The sequence below is a fragment of the Citrobacter sp. CK181 genome, assembly GCF_030333595.1.
GTDB lineage: Bacteria > Pseudomonadota > Gammaproteobacteria > Enterobacterales > Enterobacteriaceae > Citrobacter_B > Citrobacter_B koseri.
On the sequence record NZ_JAOWFN010000015.1, the window covers coordinates 471,834 to 493,477 of the forward strand.

At 54.4% G+C, this 21,644-nt stretch carries 15 protein-coding genes; 11 read left to right on the forward strand and 4 right to left on the reverse strand.

The genetic code is table 11. The features are described from left to right. Positions 1-110: 110 nt before the first annotated feature. Positions 111-443 (reverse strand): tRNA-binding protein, encoded by a 333-nt coding sequence (locus OGW17_RS19510; RefSeq protein WP_071257789.1) that lies wholly within the window; start codon positions 441-443, stop codon positions 111-113. Positions 444-662: 219 nt separating this feature from the next. Here OGW17_RS19510 and ebgR point away from each other — a divergent pair, with 219 nt between their 5' ends. From ebgR to OGW17_RS19545, 7 genes are all read left to right on the forward strand, one after another. Beyond that, entirely contained in the window at positions 663-1,646 is a 984-nt protein-coding gene (ebgR, locus tag OGW17_RS19515; protein ID WP_049009429.1) for a transcriptional regulator EbgR, read from the forward strand. Positions 1,647-1,853: 207 nt separating this feature from the next. Then, positions 1,854-4,946: a beta-galactosidase subunit alpha gene (gene ebgA, locus OGW17_RS19520; RefSeq protein WP_071257787.1), complete on the forward strand. Its 3,093-nt coding sequence runs from the start codon at positions 1,854-1,856 to the stop codon at positions 4,944-4,946. Next, positions 4,943-5,392 (forward strand): beta-galactosidase subunit beta, encoded by a 450-nt coding sequence (locus OGW17_RS19525; protein WP_071257786.1) that lies wholly within the window; start codon positions 4,943-4,945, stop codon positions 5,390-5,392. The genes ebgA and OGW17_RS19525 overlap by 4 nt, the downstream gene beginning before the upstream one ends. A 67-nt stretch (positions 5,393-5,459) precedes the next feature. Next, complete coding sequence (locus OGW17_RS19530; protein ID WP_049009425.1) at positions 5,460-6,893, forward strand: amino acid permease; 1,434 nt, start codon at positions 5,460-5,462, stop codon at positions 6,891-6,893. Positions 6,894-6,981: 88 nt separating this feature from the next. Then, the gene (gene ygjJ / locus OGW17_RS19535; RefSeq protein ID WP_371320454.1) at positions 6,982-8,037 is read left to right on the forward strand and encodes a protein YgjJ; all 1,056 of its coding nucleotides are present in this window, start codon (positions 6,982-6,984) and stop codon (positions 8,035-8,037) included. Between the two features lie 16 nt (positions 8,038-8,053). After that, entirely contained in the window at positions 8,054-10,405 is a 2,352-nt protein-coding gene (gene ygjK / locus OGW17_RS19540; protein WP_071257986.1) for an alpha-glucosidase, read from the forward strand. Positions 10,406-10,761: 356 nt separating this feature from the next. Then, positions 10,762-12,780 carry an NADPH-dependent 2,4-dienoyl-CoA reductase gene (locus tag OGW17_RS19545; protein WP_071257783.1) on the forward strand — a complete coding sequence of 673 codons (2,019 nt, stop codon included), beginning with the start codon at positions 10,762-10,764 and terminating at the stop codon, positions 12,778-12,780. Between the two features lie 91 nt (positions 12,781-12,871). Here the strand turns inward: OGW17_RS19545 and rlmG are convergent, their stop codons facing one another. Then, positions 12,872-14,008, reverse strand: coding sequence for a 23S rRNA (guanine(1835)-N(2))-methyltransferase RlmG (gene rlmG / locus OGW17_RS19550; RefSeq protein ID WP_012135225.1), 1,137 nt, complete (start codon positions 14,006-14,008; stop codon positions 12,872-12,874). 86 nt (positions 14,009-14,094) lie between these two features. Here rlmG and OGW17_RS19555 point away from each other — a divergent pair, with 86 nt between their 5' ends. The 4 genes from OGW17_RS19555 to sstT all read left to right on the forward strand — a co-directional run bounded on the left by OGW17_RS19555 (position 14,095) and on the right by sstT (position 18,447). Further along, positions 14,095-14,598 (forward strand): M48 metallopeptidase family protein, encoded by a 504-nt coding sequence (locus tag OGW17_RS19555; RefSeq protein ID WP_071257782.1) that lies wholly within the window; start codon positions 14,095-14,097, stop codon positions 14,596-14,598. A 69-nt stretch (positions 14,599-14,667) separates the two neighbouring features. Then, on the forward strand, positions 14,668-15,654 hold the full coding sequence (locus OGW17_RS19560) for a Gfo/Idh/MocA family protein (RefSeq protein ID WP_012135227.1): 987 nt from the start codon (positions 14,668-14,670) through the stop codon (positions 15,652-15,654). A gap of 325 nt (positions 15,655-15,979) precedes the next feature. Continuing rightward, positions 15,980-16,948, forward strand: coding sequence for a TerC family protein (locus OGW17_RS19565; protein WP_012135228.1), 969 nt, complete (start codon positions 15,980-15,982; stop codon positions 16,946-16,948). A 254-nt stretch (positions 16,949-17,202) separates the two neighbouring features. Beyond that, positions 17,203-18,447 carry a serine/threonine transporter SstT gene (sstT, locus tag OGW17_RS19570; RefSeq protein ID WP_012135229.1) on the forward strand — a complete coding sequence of 415 codons (1,245 nt, stop codon included), beginning with the start codon at positions 17,203-17,205 and terminating at the stop codon, positions 18,445-18,447. 270 nt (positions 18,448-18,717) lie between these two features. Here the strand turns inward: sstT and OGW17_RS19575 are convergent, their stop codons facing one another. Then, the gene (locus tag OGW17_RS19575; protein WP_071257781.1) at positions 18,718-20,205 is read right to left on the reverse strand and encodes a UxaA family hydrolase; all 1,488 of its coding nucleotides are present in this window, start codon (positions 20,203-20,205) and stop codon (positions 18,718-18,720) included. Between the two features lie 14 nt (positions 20,206-20,219). Next, entirely contained in the window at positions 20,220-21,632 is a 1,413-nt protein-coding gene (gene uxaC, locus OGW17_RS19580) for a glucuronate isomerase (RefSeq protein ID WP_071257778.1), read from the reverse strand. Positions 21,633-21,644: the final 12 nt, after the last annotated feature.

Below are 21,644 nucleotides of genomic sequence, written 5' to 3' on the forward strand. Positions count from 1 at the left end.
GCCTGTAGGCCGGATAAGATGCGCCAGCATCGCCATCCGGCAATGTTCACACACCCCGCACGCCCGCCTGTAGGCCGGATAAGATGCGCCAGCATCGCCATCCGGCAAGTTCACACAACCCGCACACCCGCAGGCATTACGCGTTCCGGCGTCAGCAATACGCTTTCACTGCCGTCATCGGTTTCGGCGCACAGCAACATGCACTCTGACGTTTCACCACGCATTTTGGTTTTTTGCAGATTGCACAGTACCACCACCGTTTTCCCCATCAGCGCATCCTCTCGGTAATAAGGTACGAGGCTGGTTACCGTTTGCAGCGTACGCTCGCCCACATCCACCTGCACAATGTAAAGCTTATCGGCATTATCATGACGCTTTACCTGTACAATCTTTCCAACACGCAGCTCCAGTCGGGCAAAATCCGCAAAGGCCACCGTCTCCATCTTTTTCTCCTTTTGGTAAAAGTTTACTAAATCATAGCAATAATTTTTCCAGGCACTGTTCTTAAAAAAGGGGAAATGCTGCGTTTATCACACTCTTTAAGCTGAAATTTACCCCTGGCACGTCAAATAAACGCGCTTTATTTACTGAAAACAGATGCATAGATAAGCACTTCCTTTACAATGAAAAGGCTACTCAGGGGAAAGTCGGAAAAGGTAATCATGGCAACACTTAAAGATATCGCAATTGAAGCTGGCGTATCCCTGGCGACAGTGTCGCGGGTCTTAAACGACGACCCCACGCTGAATGTCAAAGAAGAGACCAAACACCGCATTCTGGAAATCGCGGAAAAGCTGGAGTACAAAACCAGCAGCGCCCGTAAGAGCCAGAATAGTACGGTCAGCCTGCAACACATCCTTGCCATCTACAGTTATCAGCAAGAGCTGGAAATTAACGATCCCTACTATCTGGCAATCCGCCACGGGATTGAGACACAGTGTGAAAAACTGGGGATTGAACTGACCAACTGCTACGAACACAGCGGGTTGCCGGATCTTAAAAATATCACCGGCATTCTCATTGTCGGCAAGCCCTCAGCCGCCTTACGCGACGCCGCCGCCGCGCTGACTGACAATATCTGCTTTATCGACTTTCACGAATCAGGCAGTGAATACGATGCCGTCGATATCGATTTGTCCCGCATCAGCAAAGAGATCATCGACTTTTTCATTGCTCAGGGCGCAACCCGTATCGGTTTTATTGGCGGGGAGGATGAGCCCGGCAAAGCCGATATCCGCGAAGCCGCGTTTGTCGAATATGGCCGCCTGAAGCAGGTCGTGCGTGAAGACGATATCTGGCGCGGTGGTTTTTCCAGTTCATCAGGTTACGAACTGGCGAAACAAATGCTGGCTAAAGCGGATTATCCGCGCGCGCTGTTTGTCGCCTCCGACTCGATAGCCATTGGCGTGTTACGCGCAATCCATGAGCATGGCCTTGAGATCCCACGCGACATCTCCCTGATAAGCGTGAATGACATTCCGACGGCGCGATTCACCTTCCCACCGCTTTCCACGGTGCGCATTCATTCCGAAATGATGGGCAGCCAGGGCGTAAATCTGGTGTACGAAAAAGCCCGTGACGGGCGTGCACTGCCGCTGCTGGTCTTCGTTCCCAGTAAACTTAAACTGCGCGGCACCAGCCGCTAACCCCCCTTTTCCACCGCCCGGTTTTCCTGATAGCCGGGCGCATTCCGCTTTTCGCCGTTTTTCTTCTCACTGCTTATTTTCGTGATCCAGTTAAAGTAAATCATTTTACCCACTACATTTTAGTAAATATTTTACTAAAATCATTTCCCATAACGCACACTTACCATCGCCTTGAAGGGTTCCGACTTCGCTCCACAGGGAGGCATTATGAATCGCTGGGAAAACATTCAGCTGACCCACGAAAACAGACTGGCGCCACGCGCCTACTTTTTTTCTTATGACTCAATAGCCCAGGCTCGCACATTCGCCCGCGAAACCAGCAGCTATTTTTTGCCGCTAAGCGGTCAGTGGAACTTTCAGTTCTTCGACCACCCGCTTCAGGTGCCGGAAGCCTTTACCTCAGAGTATATGCGAGACTGGGGAACAATTACCGTTCCGGGGATGTGGCAAATGGAAGGCCACGGCAAGCTGCAATATACCGACGAAGGCTTCCCGTTCCCAATCGATGTGCCGTACGTCCCCAGCGATAACCCCACCGGCGCTTATCAACGCATTTTCACGCTGAGCGAAGGCTGGCAAGGAAAGCAAACGCTGATTAAATTCGACGGCGTCGAAACGTATTTCGAAGTTTATGTGAACGGCCATTATGTGGGATTCAGCAAAGGCAGCCGCCTGACGGCAGAGTTCGACATCAGCGCGGTCGCGAAGACGGGCGACAACCTGTTATGCGTCCGCGTGATGCAGTGGGCAGATTCCACCTATGTTGAAGACCAGGATATGTGGTGGTCGGCGGGCATCTTCCGCGACGTTTATCTGGTTGGTAAACACACCGTCCACATTCAGGACTTCACCGTTCGCACCGATTTTGACGACGATTATCGCAATGCCACCCTCTCCTGCCAGCTGGTTCTGGAAAACCTGACCGCCGACCCGGCAATCGCTTCTCTGGAGTATGCGCTGTTTGACGGTGAGGATGTTGTACACGCAGGCACCATCAACGCACTGACCATTGACCAGCGCATCAGCACCGACTTTGCTGTTGGCGTTCGCACTCCGCACCAGTGGTCCTCTGAGTCGCCGTATCTCTACCATCTGGTGATGACCCTGAAAGACGCCAACGGCAATACTCTTGAAGTAGTGCCGCAACGCGTGGGCTTTCGCGATATTCAGGTTCGCGACGGGCTGTTTTACATCAACAACCGCTACGTGATGCTGCACGGCGTCAACCGCCACGATAACGATCATCTTAAAGGTCGGGCTGTCGGCATGGATCGCGTTGAAAAAGATCTGCGGTTAATGAAACAGCACAACATCAACTCGGTACGAACCGCGCACTACCCTAACGATCCACGTTTCTACGAGCTTTGCGATATCTACGGCCTGTTTGTGATGGCGGAAACCGACGTCGAGTCACACGGATTCGCTAACATCGGCGATATCAGCCGCATCACCGACGACCCGGCGTGGGAAACGGTCTACGTCGAGCGCATCGTGCGCCATATCCATGCGCAGAAAAACCACCCTTCTATCATCATCTGGTCGCTGGGCAACGAATCCGGGTACGGCTGTAATATTCGCGCGATGTACCACGCCGCCAAAGCGCTGGATGACACGCGCCTGATTCACTACGAAGAAGACCGCGACGCAGAAGTGGTGGATATCATCTCCACCATGTATACCCGCGTGCCGCTAATGAACGAGTTTGGTGAGTACCCGCATCCGAAGCCGCGCATCATCTGCGAATACGCCCACGCGATGGGCAATGGCCCCGGTGGGCTAACCGAATATCAAAATGTCTTTTACCAGCACGACTGCATTCAGGGGCACTATGTCTGGGAATGGTGCGATCACGGTATTCAGGCGAAAGACGACGATGGCAACGTGTGGTACAAATTTGGCGGCGATTACGGCGACTACCCGAATAACTACAACTTCTGCCTTGATGGTCTGATTTACCCTGACCAGACGCCGGGCCCGGGTCTGAAGGAGTACAAGCAGGTCATTGCACCTGTAAAAATCCACGCACAGGATCTGGAACGTGGCGAACTGAAAGTAGAAAACAAGCTGTGGTTCACCTCCCTTGACGACTATACCCTGCATATTGACGTTCGTGCCGAAGGGGAGACGCTCTCCACGCAACAGATCAAACTGCGCGACGTCGCGCCGAATAGCGAGGCGTTACTGCACTGCACGTTGCCAGCGCTGGATGGGCGAGAAACGTTTCTTAACGTCACCGTGACCAAAGACTCCCCCACACTTTACAGCGACGCAGGGCATCATATCGCCACCTGTCAGTTCCCGCTGAAGGCCAGAACGGCGCCTCCTGTACCGTTTAGCCAGCCAAACGCGCGCGCGTTGACGCTGGAAGACGATCGTCTGAGCTGCACCGTGCGCGGCTACAACTTCCATCTGACGTTCTCAAAACTGAACGGGAAGCCAACCGCCTGGAACGTTAATGGTGAAGCGCTGCTGACCCGCGCGCCAAAAATCAATTTCTTTAAGCCGACAATTGATAACCACAAGCAGGAGTTCGACGGGCTCTGGCAACCAAACCATCTGCACATCATGCAGGAGCATCTGCGGGCGTTTACCGTCGAGCAAACGGAAGATGCGGTGCTGATTACCAGCCACACCCTTGTTGCTCCGCCGGTATTTGATTTCGGCATGCTCTGTACGTATCGCTGGCGCATTGCGATGGATGGTCAGGTAAACGTCGCGCTTTCCGGCGAACCCTACGGCGAATATCCGCACATTATTCCGTGCATTGGCTTCACGATGGGAATCAATGGCGCCTTCGATCAGGTTGCCTGGTATGGTCGCGGTCCGGGAGAAAACTATGCCGACAGTCAGCAGGCCAACATTATCGACATCTGGCGCTCCACCGTGGATGACATGTTTGAGAATTACCCGTTCCCGCAGAACAACGGTAACCGCCAGCATGTACGCTGGGCGACGCTAACCAACCGCCACGGCAACGGTCTGCTGGTGGTGCCGCAACGCCCCATCAACTTCAGCGCCTGGCATTACACGCCAGAAAACCTCTTTGCCGCACAGCACTGCAATGAGTTGCAGCGCTGCGACGACATCACTCTGAATCTGGATCATCAGTTGCTTGGGCTGGGTTCCAACTCCTGGGGAAGCGAAGTGCTCGATTCCTGGCGCGTCTGGTTCCGGTCATTCCGTTATGGCTTTACGTTGCTGCCGGTGTCCGGCGGCGAAGCGACCGCCCAGGCTATCGCCGGCCATGCCTTCGGCACGGACTTCTTTTCCACAAATTTGCATAGCGAGAATGAAAAATGAGGCTCCTCGATAACTTAGAACAGTTCCGGCAGGTCTACGCCTCTGGTCGAAAATGGCAGCGCTGCATTGAAGCGATTGAAAATATCGACAACATTCAGCCCGGCGTCGCTCACTCCATCAGGGATTCTCTGACGTATCGCGTGGAAACCGACTCTGCCGCTGATGCGCTGTTTACCGGGCATCGCCGTTACGTTGAAGTGCATTACTACCTGCAAGGGCGACAAAAAATTGAATATGCCGCCAAAGATACGTTGCAGGTCGTTGAATATTATCGCGATGAAACCGATCGCGAATATCTGAAAGGTTGCGGAAACACCGTGGAGGTTCACGAAGGACAGATGGTGATTTGCGACAACCATGAAGCCTACCGTTTTATCTGTAATCACGCTGTAAAAAAAGTCGTACTCAAAGTGACCATTGAAGATGGTTATTTTCATAACAAATAAAAATAACGGGCGGCACCTGTGATGTGCCGCTAACTACCCTACAAAAATCAGGAATCGGAGATGTGTTATGTCTGATACCAAACGTAATACAATCGGCAAATTCGGCTTACTCTCGCTTACCTTTGCCGCCGTTTACAGTTTTAATAACGTTATCAATAATAATATTGAGCTGGGACTGGCATCGGCACCGATGTTTTTCCTGGCAACAATTTTCTACTTTATCCCCTTCTGTTTAATTATTGCAGAATTCGTTTCATTAAATAAAAACTCTGAAGCGGGCGTTTATGCTTGGGTAAAAAGCTCCCTCGGCGGACGCTGGGCATTTATTACCGCCTACACCTATTGGTTCGTTAACTTGTTCTTTTTCACCTCGCTGCTCCCGCGCGTAATTGCCTATGCCTCTTATGCGTTCCTGGGCTACGAATATATTCTGACGCCGGTCGCAACAACCGTATTGAGTATGGTGCTGTTCGCCTTCTCAACCTGGGTTTCCACCAACGGGGCGAAAATGCTGGGGCCAATCACCTCCGTCACCTCCACACTGATGCTCCTGTTGACGCTTTCCTATATTTTACTGGCCGGTACGGCGCTGGTGGGCGGCGTTCAGCCTGCCGATCCGATCACCGTGGAGGCGATGATCCCGAACGTTAACTGGGCATTCCTCGGTATTACGACCTGGATCTTTATGGCCGCAGGCGGCGCGGAATCCGTTGCGGTGTATGTTAACGACGTAAAAGGCGGATCAAAATCATTTGTAAAAGTGATCATCCTGGCCGGGATTTTCATCGGCGTGCTTTATTCCATTTCGTCGGTACTGATCAACGTATTCGTAAGCAGTAAAGAGCTGAAATTTACCGGCGGTTCAGTACAGGTCTTCCACGGTCTGGCAGCCTGGTTTGGTCTGCCCGAACTGTTGATAAACCGCTTTGTCGGTCTGGTTTCTTTTACTGCGATGTTCGGCTCCCTGCTGATGTGGACTGCAACGCCGGTTAAAATTTTCTTCTCCGAAATTCCCGCAGGGATTTTTGGCAAAAAAACCGTCGAACTGAATGAAAACGGCGTCCCCGCTCGCGCCGCCTGGATTCAGTTCCTGATTGTCATTCCGTTGATGATTATCCCAATGCTCGGCTCGAATACCGTTCAGGAATTAATGAACACCATCATTAATATGACCGCAGCGGCCTCCATGCTGCCTCCGCTGTTTATTATGCTGGCCTACCTGAATCTGCGGGCAAAACTGGAGCACTTACCGCGAGACTTCCGTATGGGATCGCAAAGAACCGGTATTATCGTCGTGTCGATGTTAATTGTTATATTTACCATCGGATTTATTGCCTCCACTTTCCCAACCGGCGGCAATATTATGACCATTGTTTTCTATAACGTGGGCGGTATTGTTATTTTCCTCGGATTCGCCTGGTGGAAATACAGCCGATACATTAAAGGACTCACAAAAGAAGAACAGGATATTGAAGCCGCACCCGCATCAAACATTAATTAACAGATTGATTTTATAACTATAAGAACCATTTTCACATTGGCTATAACAATAAAAAATATTTATTTTGGCTTAGGACAGAAGCATGAAAATGATGAAAAATATTCGCAGGGCAATGATTGCCCTGCCCTTCCTCTGTGTTTTTCCCCTGGCTGCGGAAGACGTTCATCCGGCAGAACACGACGACACAAAAATGCCAGCCGTCACCTCTCCCTCCTTTCGCTTTTACGGCGAGATGGGGCTGGGGGGATATATGGATTTAGAAGGACAGGATAAACATAAATACAGTGACGGCACCTATATTGAAGGCGGCCTGGAGATGAAATACGGCTCATGGTTTGGCCTGATTTACGGCGAAGGCTGGACGGTGCAGGCCGACCATCAGGGTAACGCCTGGGTTCCCGATCATAGCTGGGGCGGGTTCGAAGGCGGAATCAACCGTTTTTATGGCGGTTATCGTACTGATGACGGCACGGAACTGATGCTGAGCCTGCGTCAGGATTCCTCGCTGGATGACCTGCAATGGTGGGGCGATTTTACGCCGGATCTGGGCTACGTCATCCCCAATACCCGTGACATCATGACCGCGATTAAGGTGCAGAATCTGAGCGGCGCCTTCCGTTATAGCGTCACCGCCACGCCAGCCGGGCATCACGATGAGGGGAAAGCCTGGCTCCATTTCGGCAAATACGATCGCTATGACGATAAATACACCTATCCGGCGATGATCAACGGTTATATCCAGTACGATCTTGTCGAAGGCGTCACCTGGATGAACGGTCTGGAAGTTACCGACGGCACCGGGCAACTGTTTCTGACCGGCGTTCTCTCTCCCAACCTAGCCGTCCGCGCCTGGCACCACACTGGTCGCGCCGACGGTCTGGACGTGCCGGGCAGCGAAACCGGCTTTATGGTCAGCGCCATGTACGAAGCGCTAAAAGGCGTTTATCTCTCTACGGCCTACAGCTATGCCAGACACCGGCCAGACCATGCCGCAGACGAAACCACCTCTTTTATGCAGTTTGGCGTCTGGTACGAATACGGCGGCGGACGTTTCGCCACCGCCTTCGACAGCCGGTTCTATATGCAAAACGCATCTGGCGATCCCAGCGACCAGATTTTCCTGATGCAATATTTCTACTGGTAATAAGGACATGAACACCATGAAAATCACGACGGCCCTGACGCCGCTGACCTGCGCTTTGCTGATAAGCCTCTCCGCACATGCCGCCACTGCGGACGATTATAAAAATGTCATTAACCGCACCGGCGCGCCGGGCTATATGCATGATTACGATTACGATGATCACCAGCGTTTTAATCCGTTTTTCGATCTTGGCGCGTGGCATGGATACCTGCTGCCAGACAGCAAGGCCACGATGGGCGGCTTTCCCGGCGTCGCACTGCTGACGGAAGAGTACATCAACTTTATGGCCACCCATTTTGACCGTCTGTCGGTGTATCAAAACGGCCAACAGGTTGACTTTGCGCTTGAGGCTTACAGCATTCCCGGCGCGCTGATCCAAAAATTATCCTCAAAGGACGTGCAGGTTGAGATGACGCTGCGCTTCGCCAGTTCGCGCACGGCCCTGCTGGAAACGAAAATCACCAGCAAGACGCCGCTGGATCTGGTGTGGGATGGCGAGTTACTGGAAAAACTGGAAGCGAAAGAGGGAAAAGCGCTCTCCGATAAAACCATTGATGGAGAATACCCGGACTATCAGCGAAAAATCATCGCCACCCGTGATGGTCTGAAAGTCACCTTCGGCAAAGTGCGTTCCACCTGGGATCTGCTCACTTCCGGCGAATCTGAATATCAGATACATAAATCCCTGCCAACAGACACGAAGGTCAACGGCCACCGCTTTACCAGCAAGGCGCACATCAACGGTTCCACCACGTTTTATACCACCTGGTCGCATCTGCTCACCGCGCAGGAAGTGGATAACGAGCAGGCGCAGATCCGCGACATTCTGGCTCGCCCGACTGACTATCTCAACGCATCACAAAAACGCTGGGAGGGCTATCTGCAAAAAGGCTTAACCAACCCGGACGCCACGCCAGAACAGACGCGGGTTGCGGTTAAAGCCATTGAAACGCTGAACGGCAACTGGCGCTCACCAGGCGGCGCGATCAAACACCATACCGTGACGCCATCGGTCACTGGCCGCTGGTTTTCCGGTAATCAGACCTGGCCGTGGGACACCTGGAAGCAGGCCTTTGCGATGGCGCATTTCAACCCGGAAATCGCCAAAGAGAATATTCGCGCCGTCTTCTCCTGGCAGATTCAACCCGACGATCCGCTTCGCCCACAGGATGCAGGTTTCGTTCCCGATCTGATCGCCTGGAACCTCAGCCCGGAACGCGGCGGCGATGGCGGCAACTGGAACGAGCGCAACACCAAGCCAAGCCTCGCGGCGTGGTCAGTGATGGAGGTCTACAACGTCACCAAAGACAAAGCCTGGCTTGAAGAGATGTACCCGAAACTGGTGGCATACCATGACTGGTGGCTGCGTAACCGCGATCACAACGGCAATGGCGTCCCGGAATATGGCGCAACCCGCGACAAAGCCCACAATACCGACACCGGCGAAATGCTGTTTACGGTAAAACAGGGCGACAAGGAAGAGACGTTATCCGGGCTGAGAAACTATGCCCGCATCATCAGCGAAGGCCAGTACGACAGCCTGGAAATTCCGGCGCAGGTCGCCGCCTCCTGGGAATCCGGGCGTGATGACGCCGCAGTGTTCGGATTTATTGATAAAGCGCAGCTGGATAAATATGTCGCAAACGGCGGCAAACGCAGCGACTGGACGGTGAAATTTGCGGAAAACCGTCGCCAGGACGGCACGCTGCTGGGCTATTCGCTGCGACAGGAGTCGGTCGATCAGGCGAGCTACATGTACAGCGACAACCACTATCTGGCGGAAATGGCGACCCTCCTCAATAAGCCGAACGAGGCGCAGCACTATCGCCAGTTGGCGCAAAAGCTCGCGGATTACATCAACACCTGCATGTTCGATCCGGCAACACACTTCTTCTATGATCTGCGGATTGAAGAAAAGCCGCTGGCAAACGGCTGTGCGGGGAAACCGATCGTTGAGCGTGGCAAGGGGCCGGAAGGCTGGTCGCCGTTGTTTAACGGCGCTGCGACGCAGGCTCACGCCGATGCGGTTGTGAAGGTGATGCTTGACCCGAAAGAGTTCAACACTTTCGTACCGCTCGGCACCGCCGCGCTGACCAATCCGGCGTTCGGCGCGGATATTTACTGGCGCGGACGCGTGTGGGTGGATCAGTTCTGGTTCGGATTAAAAGGCATGGCGCGTTACGGCTATCGTGATGATGCGCTGAAGCTGGCGGATACTTTCTTCAGGCATGCGAAAGGGCTGACCGCCGACGGGCCGATTCAGGAAAACTACAACCCGTTGACCGGCGCACAGCAGGGCGCGCCGAACTTCTCCTGGAGCGCCGCGCACCTGTATATGCTGTATAACGACTTCTTCAGGAAACTGTAATCCGAAATGCGATGCCGGATGGCGCTACGCTTATCCGGCCTACAGGAATCCGATCCGTAGGCCGGATAAGATGCGCCAGCATCGCCATCCGGCAATGTTCACACAACCCGTACACCTGTAGGCCGGATAAGATGCGCCAGCATCGCCATCCGGCAATGTTCACACAACCCGCACGCCCGCCTGTAGGCCGGATAAGACGCGCCAGCGTCGCCATCCGGCAAATTCGTTCTCTGCCCCCGCTCCTTTTTTGAATCCCATCACAATCATCGCATTCCCCTTTTCCCTTTTACGCCGCGACGGCTAAATTATTAACTCATCCGACCACATAACAATAATTTTACATACTGGACACACTTATGAGCTATCCGTCGCTTTTCGCCCCGCTCGATCTGGGCTTTACCCGGCTTAAAAACCGTGTGCTAATGGGTTCGATGCATACCGGGCTGGAGGAATACCCCGATGGCGCCGAACGGCTGGCGGCTTTCTACGCCGAACGTGCGCGGCATGGCGTCGCGCTGATCGTCACCGGGGGGATTGCCCCTGCACTGTCCGGGGTGGGAATGGAAGGCGGCGCCACGTTAAATGACGCCAGCCAGCTGCCGCACCACCGCGTGATCACGGACGCCGTTCATGAGGAAGGCGGGAAAATTGCGTTGCAGATCCTGCATACCGGACGCTATAGCTATCAGCCGCATCTGGTCGCCCCTTCGGCGATCCAGGCACCCATCAACCGTTTTACGCCGCACGAACTCACGCACGATGAAATCCTGCAACTGATTGACGATTTCGCCCACTGCGCCCAGCTGGCGCGGGAAGCGGGTTACGACGGCGTCGAGGTGATGGGTTCGGAAGGCTATCTGATCAACGAATTTCTTACCGTGCGCACGAACCAGCGCGACGATGAATGGGGCGGCGATTACGCCAGGCGTATGCGTTTCGCGGTGGAAGTGGTACGGGCGGTACGCCAGCGCGTGGGCAGCGATTTTATCATTATCTACCGCCTGTCGATGCTCGACCTGGTGGAAAACGGCGGGACGTTCGACGAAACCGTACAGCTGGCGCAGGCCATTGAAGCGGCTGGCGCGACGATCATCAACACCGGTATTGGCTGGCACGAAGCGCGTATCCCGACGATCGCCACGCCGGTTCCGCGCGGCGCCTTTAGCTGGGTGACGCGCAAACTGAAAGGCCACGTCACCGTTCCGCTGGTCACGACCAACCGGATCAACGATCCGCAAGTAGCGGACGATATTCTGGCGCGCGGCGATGCGGATATGGTATCGATGGCGCGCCCGTTCCTGGCGGATGCCGAGCTGCTGTCGAAAGCGCAATCAGGGCGGGCGGATGAGATCAACACCTGTATCGGCTGCAACCAGGCCTGTCTGGATCAGATCTTCGTGGGTAAAGTCACCTCTTGCCTGGTGAATCCACGAGCCTGTCACGAAACCAAAATGCCGATAGTTCCGGCTGAACATAAGAAAAGCCTGGCCGTCGTCGGCGCAGGCCCGGCGGGTCTCGCATTTGCCATTAACGCGGCGGCGCGCGGGCACGACGTTACGCTGTTTGATGCCCTGGCCGAGATCGGCGGGCAGTTCAACATCGCTAAACAGATCCCCGGCAAAGAAGAATTTTATGAAACGCTGCGCTATTACCGTCGGATGATCGAAGTGACCGGCGTGACGCTGAAGCTCAACCGGTTTGTCACCGCAGACGATCTGCAACCGTTTGATGAAGCGATCCTCGCTTGCGGGATCGAGCCGCGTAAACCGTCGATCGAGGGCATCGATCACCCGAAAGTGCTGACCTATCTTGAGGTGCTGCGCGATAAAACTCCCGTCGGGAAACGTGTCGCGATTATCGGCTGCGGCGGGATTGGTTTTGATACCGCGATGTACCTCAGCCAGCCAGGCGATCCCAGCAGCCAGAGCATTGCCGAGTTCTGCGTGGAATGGGGGATCGACACCAGTCTGCAACAGCCCGGCGGGTTACGCCCGGAAGGGCCGCATCTGTCTCGCAGCCCACGTCAGATTGTGATGCTACAGCGTAAAGCCAGTAAACCCGGTCAGGGGCTGGGAAAAACCACCGGCTGGGTCCATCGCGCAACGCTGTTGTCCCGCGGCGTAAAAATGATCCCGGCGGTCAGTTATCAGAAGATCGACGATGACGGATTGCACGTATTGATCAACGGCGAACCGCAGCTTCTGAACGTCGATCATGTCGTGATCTGCGCGGGGCAGGAGCCACGGCGCGAACTGGCGGCGCCGCTGCGCGCGTCAGGGAAAACGGTACACCTGATTGGCGGATGCGACGTGGCAATGGAGCTGGATGCGCGGCGGGCAATTGCGCAGGGAACAAAATTAGCGCTGGCGATTTAAGGGCGTTGCCTGATGGCGCTACGCTTATCCGGCCTACGGGGTAGCACGTTGTAGGCCGGATAAGGCGTTAGCCGTCATCCGGCACACGCTATTAGCGGCGGCGACCGGTTTTGACCGCTTTCAACACCACGAATTTGTTATTGGTGGCGATGGTGGTGCAGTTACCGAAAATCTTCTTCAGCTTGTGGAAATAATCCAGGTGACGGTTCGCCACAATGTACAGCTCGCCGTTGATCTTCAGGCAACGGCGCGCATGGTGGAACATTTCCCAGGCAACGTTATCCGTCAGCGCATGTTTCTGATGGAACGGCGGGTTGCACAGCACGGCGTTAAAGCGGAAAGGCTCCACGCCGGACAAAGCGTTGTTAATCATAAACTCGCAGCGATCCAACGCTTCCGGCATGTTGGTTTCCACATTCAAACGGCTGGACGCGACCGCCATCGGCGATTCATCGACAAACACGACGCTCGCCTGAGGGTTCTTCGCCAGCAGCGTCAGGCCAATCACGCCATTACCGCAGCCGAGATCGACGATCTCCCCTTCCAGATTTTCCGGTAAATGCTGCATAAAGAAGCGCGCGCCGATATCCAGGCCGGTACGCGAGAAAACGTTCGCATGATTGTGGATAGTCCAGTCGGTGCCGTCCAGTTTCCAGCTCAGCGTCTGCGGCGCATCCGCCAGTTCAGGCTTACTGAAGGTACAGTTGATCAGGCGCGCCTTTTTCCAGGCCAGCGTCGTGGTCGTGGGGCCGAGCACTTTTTCGAACAGTTCCAGCGTGGAGGTATGAATGTCACGCGCCTTTGCTCCCGCAATAATACGGGTCTGCGGAGTCACGACCTGGCGCAACGCGCGCAATTGTTGCTCCAGCAGCGCCAGCGTTTTCGGCACCTTAATCAACACGACGCCCGGCGCCGGCGGGTACGCGGCGGTGCTGTCGAGAAACTTCACGCTGGATTCGGCGATATCGTTGTGGCGTAAATTTTCGCGCGTCGCCAGCTCGCTTAAATACGAGTCGCCGATGCTGTATGGTGTATGCTCAGCCAGCGCGCAGCTTAATGCGCCAAAGGCATCATTCAGGATCAGCAGCGGGCCGCTGATTTCCGTGTCGTCTAACTGTTGCAGCAGATATTCATCCGCCGCTTCCCACGCCTGAAGCGGGTTAACGTCATCCGTTTCCGGGAAACGTTTCAGTGTCAGTGAACGGAAACCGTTGTCTACGTGGCTCATCGGCCCTCCTGAATGGTAAAATTTCGCTGTTATCCCTGAAAGGGTGCGTGAGTATACTCTTTTTTTAGATTTAATTTGGGGCTTTGATGGGTCAACTTACTTATCTCCACGGCTACCCGGAGAATTTACTGTCTCAGGTACGCACGCTCATTGCTGAACAGCGTCTGGGCGCCGTGCTGGAAAAACGCTATCCGGGAACACATGATTTTGCGACCGATAAAGCGCTCTGGCAGTATACCCAGGATCTGAAAAGCCAGTTTCTGCGTAACGCCCCGCCGATCAACAAAGTGATGTATGACAACAAGATCCATGTGCTGAAAAATGCGCTGGGGCTGCATACCGCCGTTTCGCGCGTACAGGGCGGCAAGCTGAAGGTGAAAGCCGAGATCCGCGTCGCTACCGTGTTTCGCAATGCACCTGAACCTTTTCTGCGAATGATCGTGGTTCACGAACTGGCGCATCTGAAAGAGAAAGAACACAACAAAGCGTTTTATCAACTGTGCTGTCATATGGAGCCGCAGTACCACCAGCTTGAGTTTGATACCCGCCTGTGGTTAACGCATCTTTCGTTAAAGCAATCTGAGCAGTAGCGCACTGGCTTTGTCATAAAGGCATGCTAAATTGACGAAAGAATCCCTTTATGGAGCCTGAAGGCGTTTATGATACGTTTCGCTGTTATTGGCACAAACTGGATCACCCGCCAGTTTGTCGATGCCGCCCATGAAACCGGCAAATATAAGTTAACCGCAGTCTATTCCCGTCGCCTCGAACAGGCGCAAACCTTCGCCAATGATTATCCCGTCGAGCATTTATTCACTTCGCTTGAAGCAATGGCGCAAAGCGACGCCATTGATGCGGTGTATATCGCCAGCCCGAACTCGCTGCATTTCCCCCAGACTCAGCTCTTTTTAAGCCACAAAAAGCATGTGATCTGCGAGAAGCCGCTGGCCTCGAATCTGGCTGAAGTCGACGCCGCCATCGCGTGCGCGCGTGAAAATCAGGTCGTCCTGTTCGAAGCCTTTAAAACCGCCAGCCTGCCTAATTTCCAGTTGCTACAGCAGTCGCTGCCGAAAGCAGGAAGAATGCGCAAAGCCCTTATCAACTACTGCCAGTATTCCTCGCGCTACCAGCGCTATCTGGACGGCGAAAACCCCAATACCTTTAATCCGGCCTTCTCGAATGGCTCCATTATGGATATCGGTTTTTACTGTCTGGCGTCAGCGGTTGCGCTCTGGGGAGAACCGCAAAACGTTCAGGCGTCCGCCAGTCTGCTGGAAAGCGGTGTCGATGCGCATGGCGTGGCGGTGCTGGATTACGGCGACTTCAGCGTCACCCTACAGCATTCCAAAGTGAGTGATTCCGTACTGCCCAGCGAAATCCAGGGCGAAGCCGGTTCTCTGGTCATTGAGAAAATTTCGGAATGTCAGAAAGTGTGCTTCATTCCACGCGGCGGAAAAACGCAGGATTTATCCGTTCCTCAGCATATCAATACGATGCTGTATGAGGCGGAACGCTTTGCACACCTGGTCGAGACCAACGAGGTGAACCATCCCGAGCTGACCGTCAGCCGTATCACGGCCAAACTGCTCACGGAGATTCGTCGGCAGACGGGCGTCGTCTTCCCCGCTGATGACGCCACAGCGTAAAACAATGTAAAACAGATGTAACAGGCCATTGACTGATCGTATGGCCTGTCATATTTTGTTACGTGCAAAGGGGAGTAACTTCATTGTCGGTCGATCGTCATTACGATGTGTGAAAAACCACATCCGGTCGCCGGGCAATAAGAAAGTGATGTGCCTTCATGTCTTTGATTGATGACGAAGCCGATTCGCCATCACCCGTGGAGTGAGTACATATCACTTTCTTGTTGTAAGTGAGACCTTGCCGGAAGGCGAGGTCTATGCATATAAAAAGCAGCGGCTGACGTCTTTCGACGTTGGCCGTTTTTTTTATGTGTAAGGAAATTCTATGAATACTGTCGGCACACCGTTGTTATGGGGCGGATTCGCTGTCGTTGTGGTGATTATGCTGGCTATCGACCTTCTGTTGCAGGGGCGTCGTGGCGTACATACGATGTCCATGAAGCAGGCGGCGGCCTGGTCTCTGGTCTGGGTGACACTTTCATTGCTGTTCAACGCCGCCTTCTGGTGGTATCTGGCGGAGACCCAGGGCCGGGCGGTGGCCGATCCGCAGGCGCTGGCGTTTCTCACCGGTTATCTGATCGAAAAATCGCTGGCCGTTGATAACGTCTTTGTCTGGCTGATGCTGTTCAGCTACTTCTCTGTTCCGCCTGCCCTGCAACGCCGGGTTCTGGTGTATGGCGTACTTGGCGCCATTGTTCTGCGTACGATTATGATTTTCGCCGGTAGCTGGCTGATCGCCCAGTTCGACTGGATACTGTACCTGTTCGGCGCTTTCCTGCTGTTTACGGGCGTGAAGATGGCGCTGGTGAAAGAGGACGAATCCGGCATCGGCGACAAACCGCTGGTTCGCTGGCTGCGTAGCCACCTTCGCATGACCGATACCATCGAAAACGAGCATTTCTTTGTGCGTAAGAATGGCTTGCTGTTCGTGACGCCGCTGATGCTGGTTCTGATTCTGGTGGAACTGAGCGATGTGATTTTCGCCGTCGATAGCATTCCGGCCATCTTTGCCGTGACTACCGACCCGTTCATCGTCCTGACCTCCAACCTGTTTGCGATCCTGGGTCTGCGCGCCATGTACTTCCTGCTGGCAGGGGTAGCGGAGCGTTTCTCGATGCTCAAATATGGTCTGGCCGTCATTCTGGTCTTTATCGGTATTAAGATGCTGATCGTCGATTTCTACCACATTCCGATCGCCATCTCGCTGGGCGTGGTGTTCAGTATTCTGGTGATCACGCTGATTGTTAACGCGTGGGTAAATCGCCAGAACGATAAAAAGCAGCAGCTACAGTAAGATCCTGCCCGGCAGCGCTATGTCTGCCGGGCTTACAAAAACCACGATCGTGGGTTGAGTACACGCAGCACTACCCGATAACATGTAAATTTTTAGTTAAAAAATATGACGCAGTACGTAAATTCCAGCATTTTACGCTTTCCCAATCCCCATCTTTCCTTATACTCACTCAGGCAAACACTTTGTTACATCCTGAAAGATGCGCCAACAGAGCGTGCAAAGGATGAACAACATCACACTGAAAGGATCATGAAATGACTACGCAACGTTCATCGGGGCTACTCCAGCGTTTGGTTCAAGGGAGCCTGGTTAAACAAATTTTAATTGGGCTTATACTGGGAATTTTACTGGCTTTAGTTTCAAAACCTGCCGCAGAGGCAACGGGTCTGCTGGGCACCCTGTTCGTTGGTGCGCTGAAAGCTGTCGCGCCGGTTCTGGTACTGACGCTGGTGATGGCGTCTATCGCCAATCATCAACACGGTCAGAAAACCAATATTCGCCCGATTTTGTGGATGTATCTGCTCGGCACATTTTCAGCCGCGCTGACGGCGGTTGTGGTGAGCTTCCTCTTTCCGTCCACGCTGCAACTGACGACTGGCGCCACGGATATCACGCCGCCGAGCGGCATTGTCCAGGTGATACACGGGCTGCTGATGAGCATCGTTGCGAACCCGATCCATGCGCTGATCAACGCCAACTACATCGGTATTCTGGTGTGGGCTATCGGCCTGGGCTTTGCGCTGCGCCACAGTAATCAAACCACCAAAAATCTGGTGAACGATCTGTCCGACGCCGTCACCTTTATTGTGAAACTGGTGATTCGTTTCGCGCCGATCGGTATCTTTGGCCTGGTCGCCTCAACGCTCGCCACTACGGGCTTCTCAGCGCTGTGGGGCTATGCGCAACTGTTACTGGTGCTGATTGGCTGTATGGCGATTGTGGCGCTGGTCATCAACCCGCTGCTGGTCTTTTTACAGATCCGCCGCAACCCATATCCGCTGGTTCTCACCTGCCTGCGTGAAAGCGGCGTGACCGCCTTCTTTACCCGTAGCTCCGCTGCAAATATTCCGGTGAATATGTCGCTGTGCGAAAAACTGAATCTGGACAGAGATACCTATTCTGTTTCAATCCCGCTGGGAGCAACCGTCAATATGGCCGGTGCGGCAATCACGATTACCGTGCTGACGCTGGCGGCGGTGTATACGCTGGGTATTCCGGTTGATCTGCCGACGGCGCTGCTGCTAAGCGTGGTGGCATCGCTGTGCGCATGCGGCGCTTCTGGCGTGGCGGGCGGTTCACTGTTGCTGATTCCGCTGGCGTGCAACATGTTCGGTATTCCGAACGAAATCGCCATGCAGGTGGTTGCGGTTGGCTTCATTATCGGCGTGTTGCAGGACTCCTGCGAGACCGCAATCAACTCCTCTACCGACGTTATGTTTACCGCCGCGGTATGTCAGGCGGAAGACGCGCGTTTAGCGAAAAGCGCGCTGCGTAGCTAAATAACCACAAGCCTGATGGCGCTGCGCTTATCCGGCCTACAACGACTCCATACGTAGGCCGGATAAGACGTTTACGTCGCCATCCGGCATTTTTCATTGCCTGATGGCGCTGCGCTTATCAGGCCTACAACAGCCCCACACATAGGCCGGATAAGACGTTCACGTCGCCATCCGGCATTTTTCATTGCCTGATGGCGCTGCGCTTATCAGGCCTACAACAGCCCCACACGTAGGCCGGATAAGACGTTTACGTCGCCATCCGGCATTGTTCTACAGCGTTACGCCGCTTTTGAAAATCGCCAGCTCGCGGAAATCATTGCGTTCATTGCAGGTCTGCTTGCCGTTGGCAAACGCCACAATCGTATCCACAAATTCATTCAACAACTGCGGCATCGCCTTACCGTGAATCAACTGCCCGGCGTCAAAATCGATCCAGTGCTTCTTCTTCGCCGCCAGTTCGCTGTTGGTGGCGATCTTCACCGTCGGGACAAACCCGCCATATGGCGTACCGCGGCCGGTACTGAACAGCACCATGTGGCAACCCGCGCCCGCCAGCGCGCTGGTGGCGACCGCATCGTTGCCCGGCGCGCTTAACAGATTCAGACCGCGCGTTTTCAGGCGTTCACCGTAGCGCAGCACATCCACAACCTGGCTGGAACCCGCCTTCTGCGTGCACCCCAGAGACTTGTCTTCCAGCGTCGTAATCCCGCCCGCCTTGTTACCCGGCGACGGATTCTCATAAATCGGCTGGTCATGAGCGATAAAGTATTGCTTGAAGTCATTGACCATTGTCACCAGTTTTTCAAACGTCTCTTCATCGCGGCAATGGCTCATCAACAGCTGTTCTGCACCGAACATTTCCGGCACTTCCGTCAGCACCGTCGTCCCGCCGTTGGCGATAACATAGTCGGAGAAGCGCCCCAGCATCGGGTTCGCGGTAATACCGGACAACCCATCTGAACCGCCGCATTCCAGACCAAACTTAAGTTCGCTCAGTTTGCCCGGCACGCGTTTGTCATGGCGCATCACGTTATACAGCTGATGCAGATGCTCAACGCCCGCCTCCACTTCATCGTCCTGCTGTTGGCAGGTCATGAAATGAACGCGTTCAGGGTCGAACTCGCCCAGCGTCTCGCGAAAGGCATCCACCTGATTGTTTTCGCAACCCAGTCCAATCACCAGCACCGCCCCCGCATTCGGGTGACGCGCCATATTTTGCAGCATGGTGCGGGTGTTGATGTGATCGTCGCCAAGCTGAGAACAGCCGTAAGTGTGGCTGAAGAGGAAAACGCCGTCAGTTCCTTCGGCATCAAAAGTCTCTTTCAGGAAACGGTTCTGGATCTGCCGCGCAATGCCGTTGACACAGCCGACGGTCGGCAGAATCCACAGCTCATTGCGCACACCGACGTCTCCGTTGGCACGGCGGTAAATCTGTACATCGCGATCCGCCGGTTGTACTTCAGGGGCCTGAAAATCGGGTTGATAGCTGTACTCATCCAAATCGCTGAGGTTAGTCCGGGTATTGTGGGCATGAATATGCTCACCCGCCGCGACGTCCACCAACGTATGGCCGATAGGCAGGCCATATTTGATGACGTTCTCCCCCTGCGCAATATCGCGTAAGGCAAACTTATGACCGCGTACGACATCCTGGCGTAGCGTCACGGTATGGTTATCGACGCTGACCTCTGCGCCCTGCGTTAAATCGGCCAACGCTACCGCAACGTTATCCAGCGTATGGATCCTGATGTATTGCATATCAACCCCAGACCTTAGTTCAGTTCAATGGCGAAATAGTCGCGCGCATTGTTGAAGCAGATGTTTCGTACCATTTCACCCAGCAACTGGATATCCGCCGGTGCTTCGCCCGCGTTAACCCAGCGGCCTATCATCTGGCACAGGATGCGACGGAAATATTCATGGCGGGTATAAGACAGGAAGCTGCGGCTGTCGGTCAGCATACCGACGAAGCGGCTCAGCAGGCCAAGCTGCGCCAGTTGCGTCATTTGACGCTCCATCCCGTCTTTCTGATCGTTGAACCACCAGCCGGAACCAAACTGCATCTTGCCCGGCATCCCTTCGCCCTGGAAGTTGCCGATCATGGTGCCCAGCACTTCGTTATCACGCGGGTTCAGACAGTACAGGATAGTTTTCGGCAGCAGATTTTCTTCATTCTGCTTGCTCAGCAATTTTGACAGCTCTTCCGCCAGCGGACGATCGTTGATGGAATCGAAGCCGACATCCGGCCCCAGCAGTTTGAACTGGCGCTGGTTGTTATTACGCAGCGCGCCGATGTGGTACTGCTGCACCCAACCGCGACGCGCATATTCCGCGCCCAGCCACACCAGTACGGCCGTTTTGAACTGCGCGACCTCATGCTCGCTCAGGGTCTCGCCCGCCAGACGGCGCGCCAGAATGCTGTCCAGTTCAGCGTCGCTGGCTTCAGCAAACATAACGACGTCAAGCGCGTGGTCAGAAACCTTACAGCCGTGGGCGGCAAAATGATCCAGACGCTGAGTCAGCGCGGCTTGCAGATCGGTGAAGCGGCGAATATCGATATCCGATACTTCGCCCAGCTTCGTCATGTAATCGCCAAAGGTTGCCTGCTCAATGTTGAACGCTTTATCAGGGCGCCAGCTCGGCAGCACTTTAACGGTGAACGTGCTGTCTTTCGCGACCGTGGCGTGGTGCTCCAGCGAATCAACAGGATCGTCGGTGGTGCCGACCATTTTTACATTCATCTGCTGCATGATTCCCCGCGCGGAGAATGCATCCTGCGCCAGCAATTCATTGCAGTGATCCCAGATCTCGTCTGCCGTCGCAGGCGACAGCAGCTTACCTGTAATACCAAATGGGCGACGCAGTTCAAGGTGCGTCCAGTGATATAACGGGTTGCCGATCGTGTGCGGCACCGTGGCGGCCCAGGCGTCGAACTTCTCACGATCGGACGCATCGCCCGTACACAGACGCTCAGCAACGCCATTGGTGCGCATCGCCCGCCATTTATAGTGGTCGCCTTTCAGCCAGATATCATACAGGTTGTTAAAACGGTAGTTTTCCGCGATCTGCTGCGGCGGCAGGTGGCAATGATAGTCGAAGATGGGCTGATCTTTTGCGTAATCATGGTACAGACGGCGGGCAAACTCGGTATCCAGCAGAAAATCTTCAGTCATAAACGGGGTCATTATCGTCTTCCT

Coding starts and splice junctions, on each gene's coding strand:
- OGW17_RS19555 (WP_071257782.1), top strand. CDS start 14,095: ATGGGTCAACTTACTTATCTCCACGGCTACCCGGAGAATTTACTGTCT.
- ygjK (WP_071257986.1), top strand. CDS start 8,054: ATGAAAATCACGACGGCCCTGACGCCGCTGACCTGCGCTTTGCTGATA.
- ebgR (WP_049009429.1), top strand. CDS start 663: ATGGCAACACTTAAAGATATCGCAATTGAAGCTGGCGTATCCCTGGCG.
- sstT (WP_012135229.1), top strand. CDS start 17,203: ATGACTACGCAACGTTCATCGGGGCTACTCCAGCGTTTGGTTCAAGGG.
- OGW17_RS19510 (WP_071257789.1), bottom strand. CDS start 443: ATGGAGACGGTGGCCTTTGCGGATTTTGCCCGACTGGAGCTGCGTGTT.
- ebgA (WP_071257787.1), top strand. CDS start 1,854: ATGAATCGCTGGGAAAACATTCAGCTGACCCACGAAAACAGACTGGCG.
- OGW17_RS19530 (WP_049009425.1), top strand. CDS start 5,460: ATGTCTGATACCAAACGTAATACAATCGGCAAATTCGGCTTACTCTCG.
- OGW17_RS19525 (WP_071257786.1), top strand. CDS start 4,943: ATGAGGCTCCTCGATAACTTAGAACAGTTCCGGCAGGTCTACGCCTCT.
- OGW17_RS19575 (WP_071257781.1), bottom strand. CDS start 20,205: ATGCAATACATCAGGATCCATACGCTGGATAACGTTGCGGTAGCGTTG.
- OGW17_RS19545 (WP_071257783.1), top strand. CDS start 10,762: ATGAGCTATCCGTCGCTTTTCGCCCCGCTCGATCTGGGCTTTACCCGG.
- OGW17_RS19560 (WP_012135227.1), top strand. CDS start 14,668: ATGATACGTTTCGCTGTTATTGGCACAAACTGGATCACCCGCCAGTTT.
- ygjJ (WP_371320454.1), top strand. CDS start 6,982: ATGATGAAAAATATTCGCAGGGCAATGATTGCCCTGCCCTTCCTCTGT.
- uxaC (WP_071257778.1), bottom strand. CDS start 21,632: ATGACCCCGTTTATGACTGAAGATTTTCTGCTGGATACCGAGTTTGCC.
- rlmG (WP_012135225.1), bottom strand. CDS start 14,008: ATGAGCCACGTAGACAACGGTTTCCGTTCACTGACACTGAAACGTTTC.
- OGW17_RS19565 (WP_012135228.1), top strand. CDS start 15,980: ATGAATACTGTCGGCACACCGTTGTTATGGGGCGGATTCGCTGTCGTT.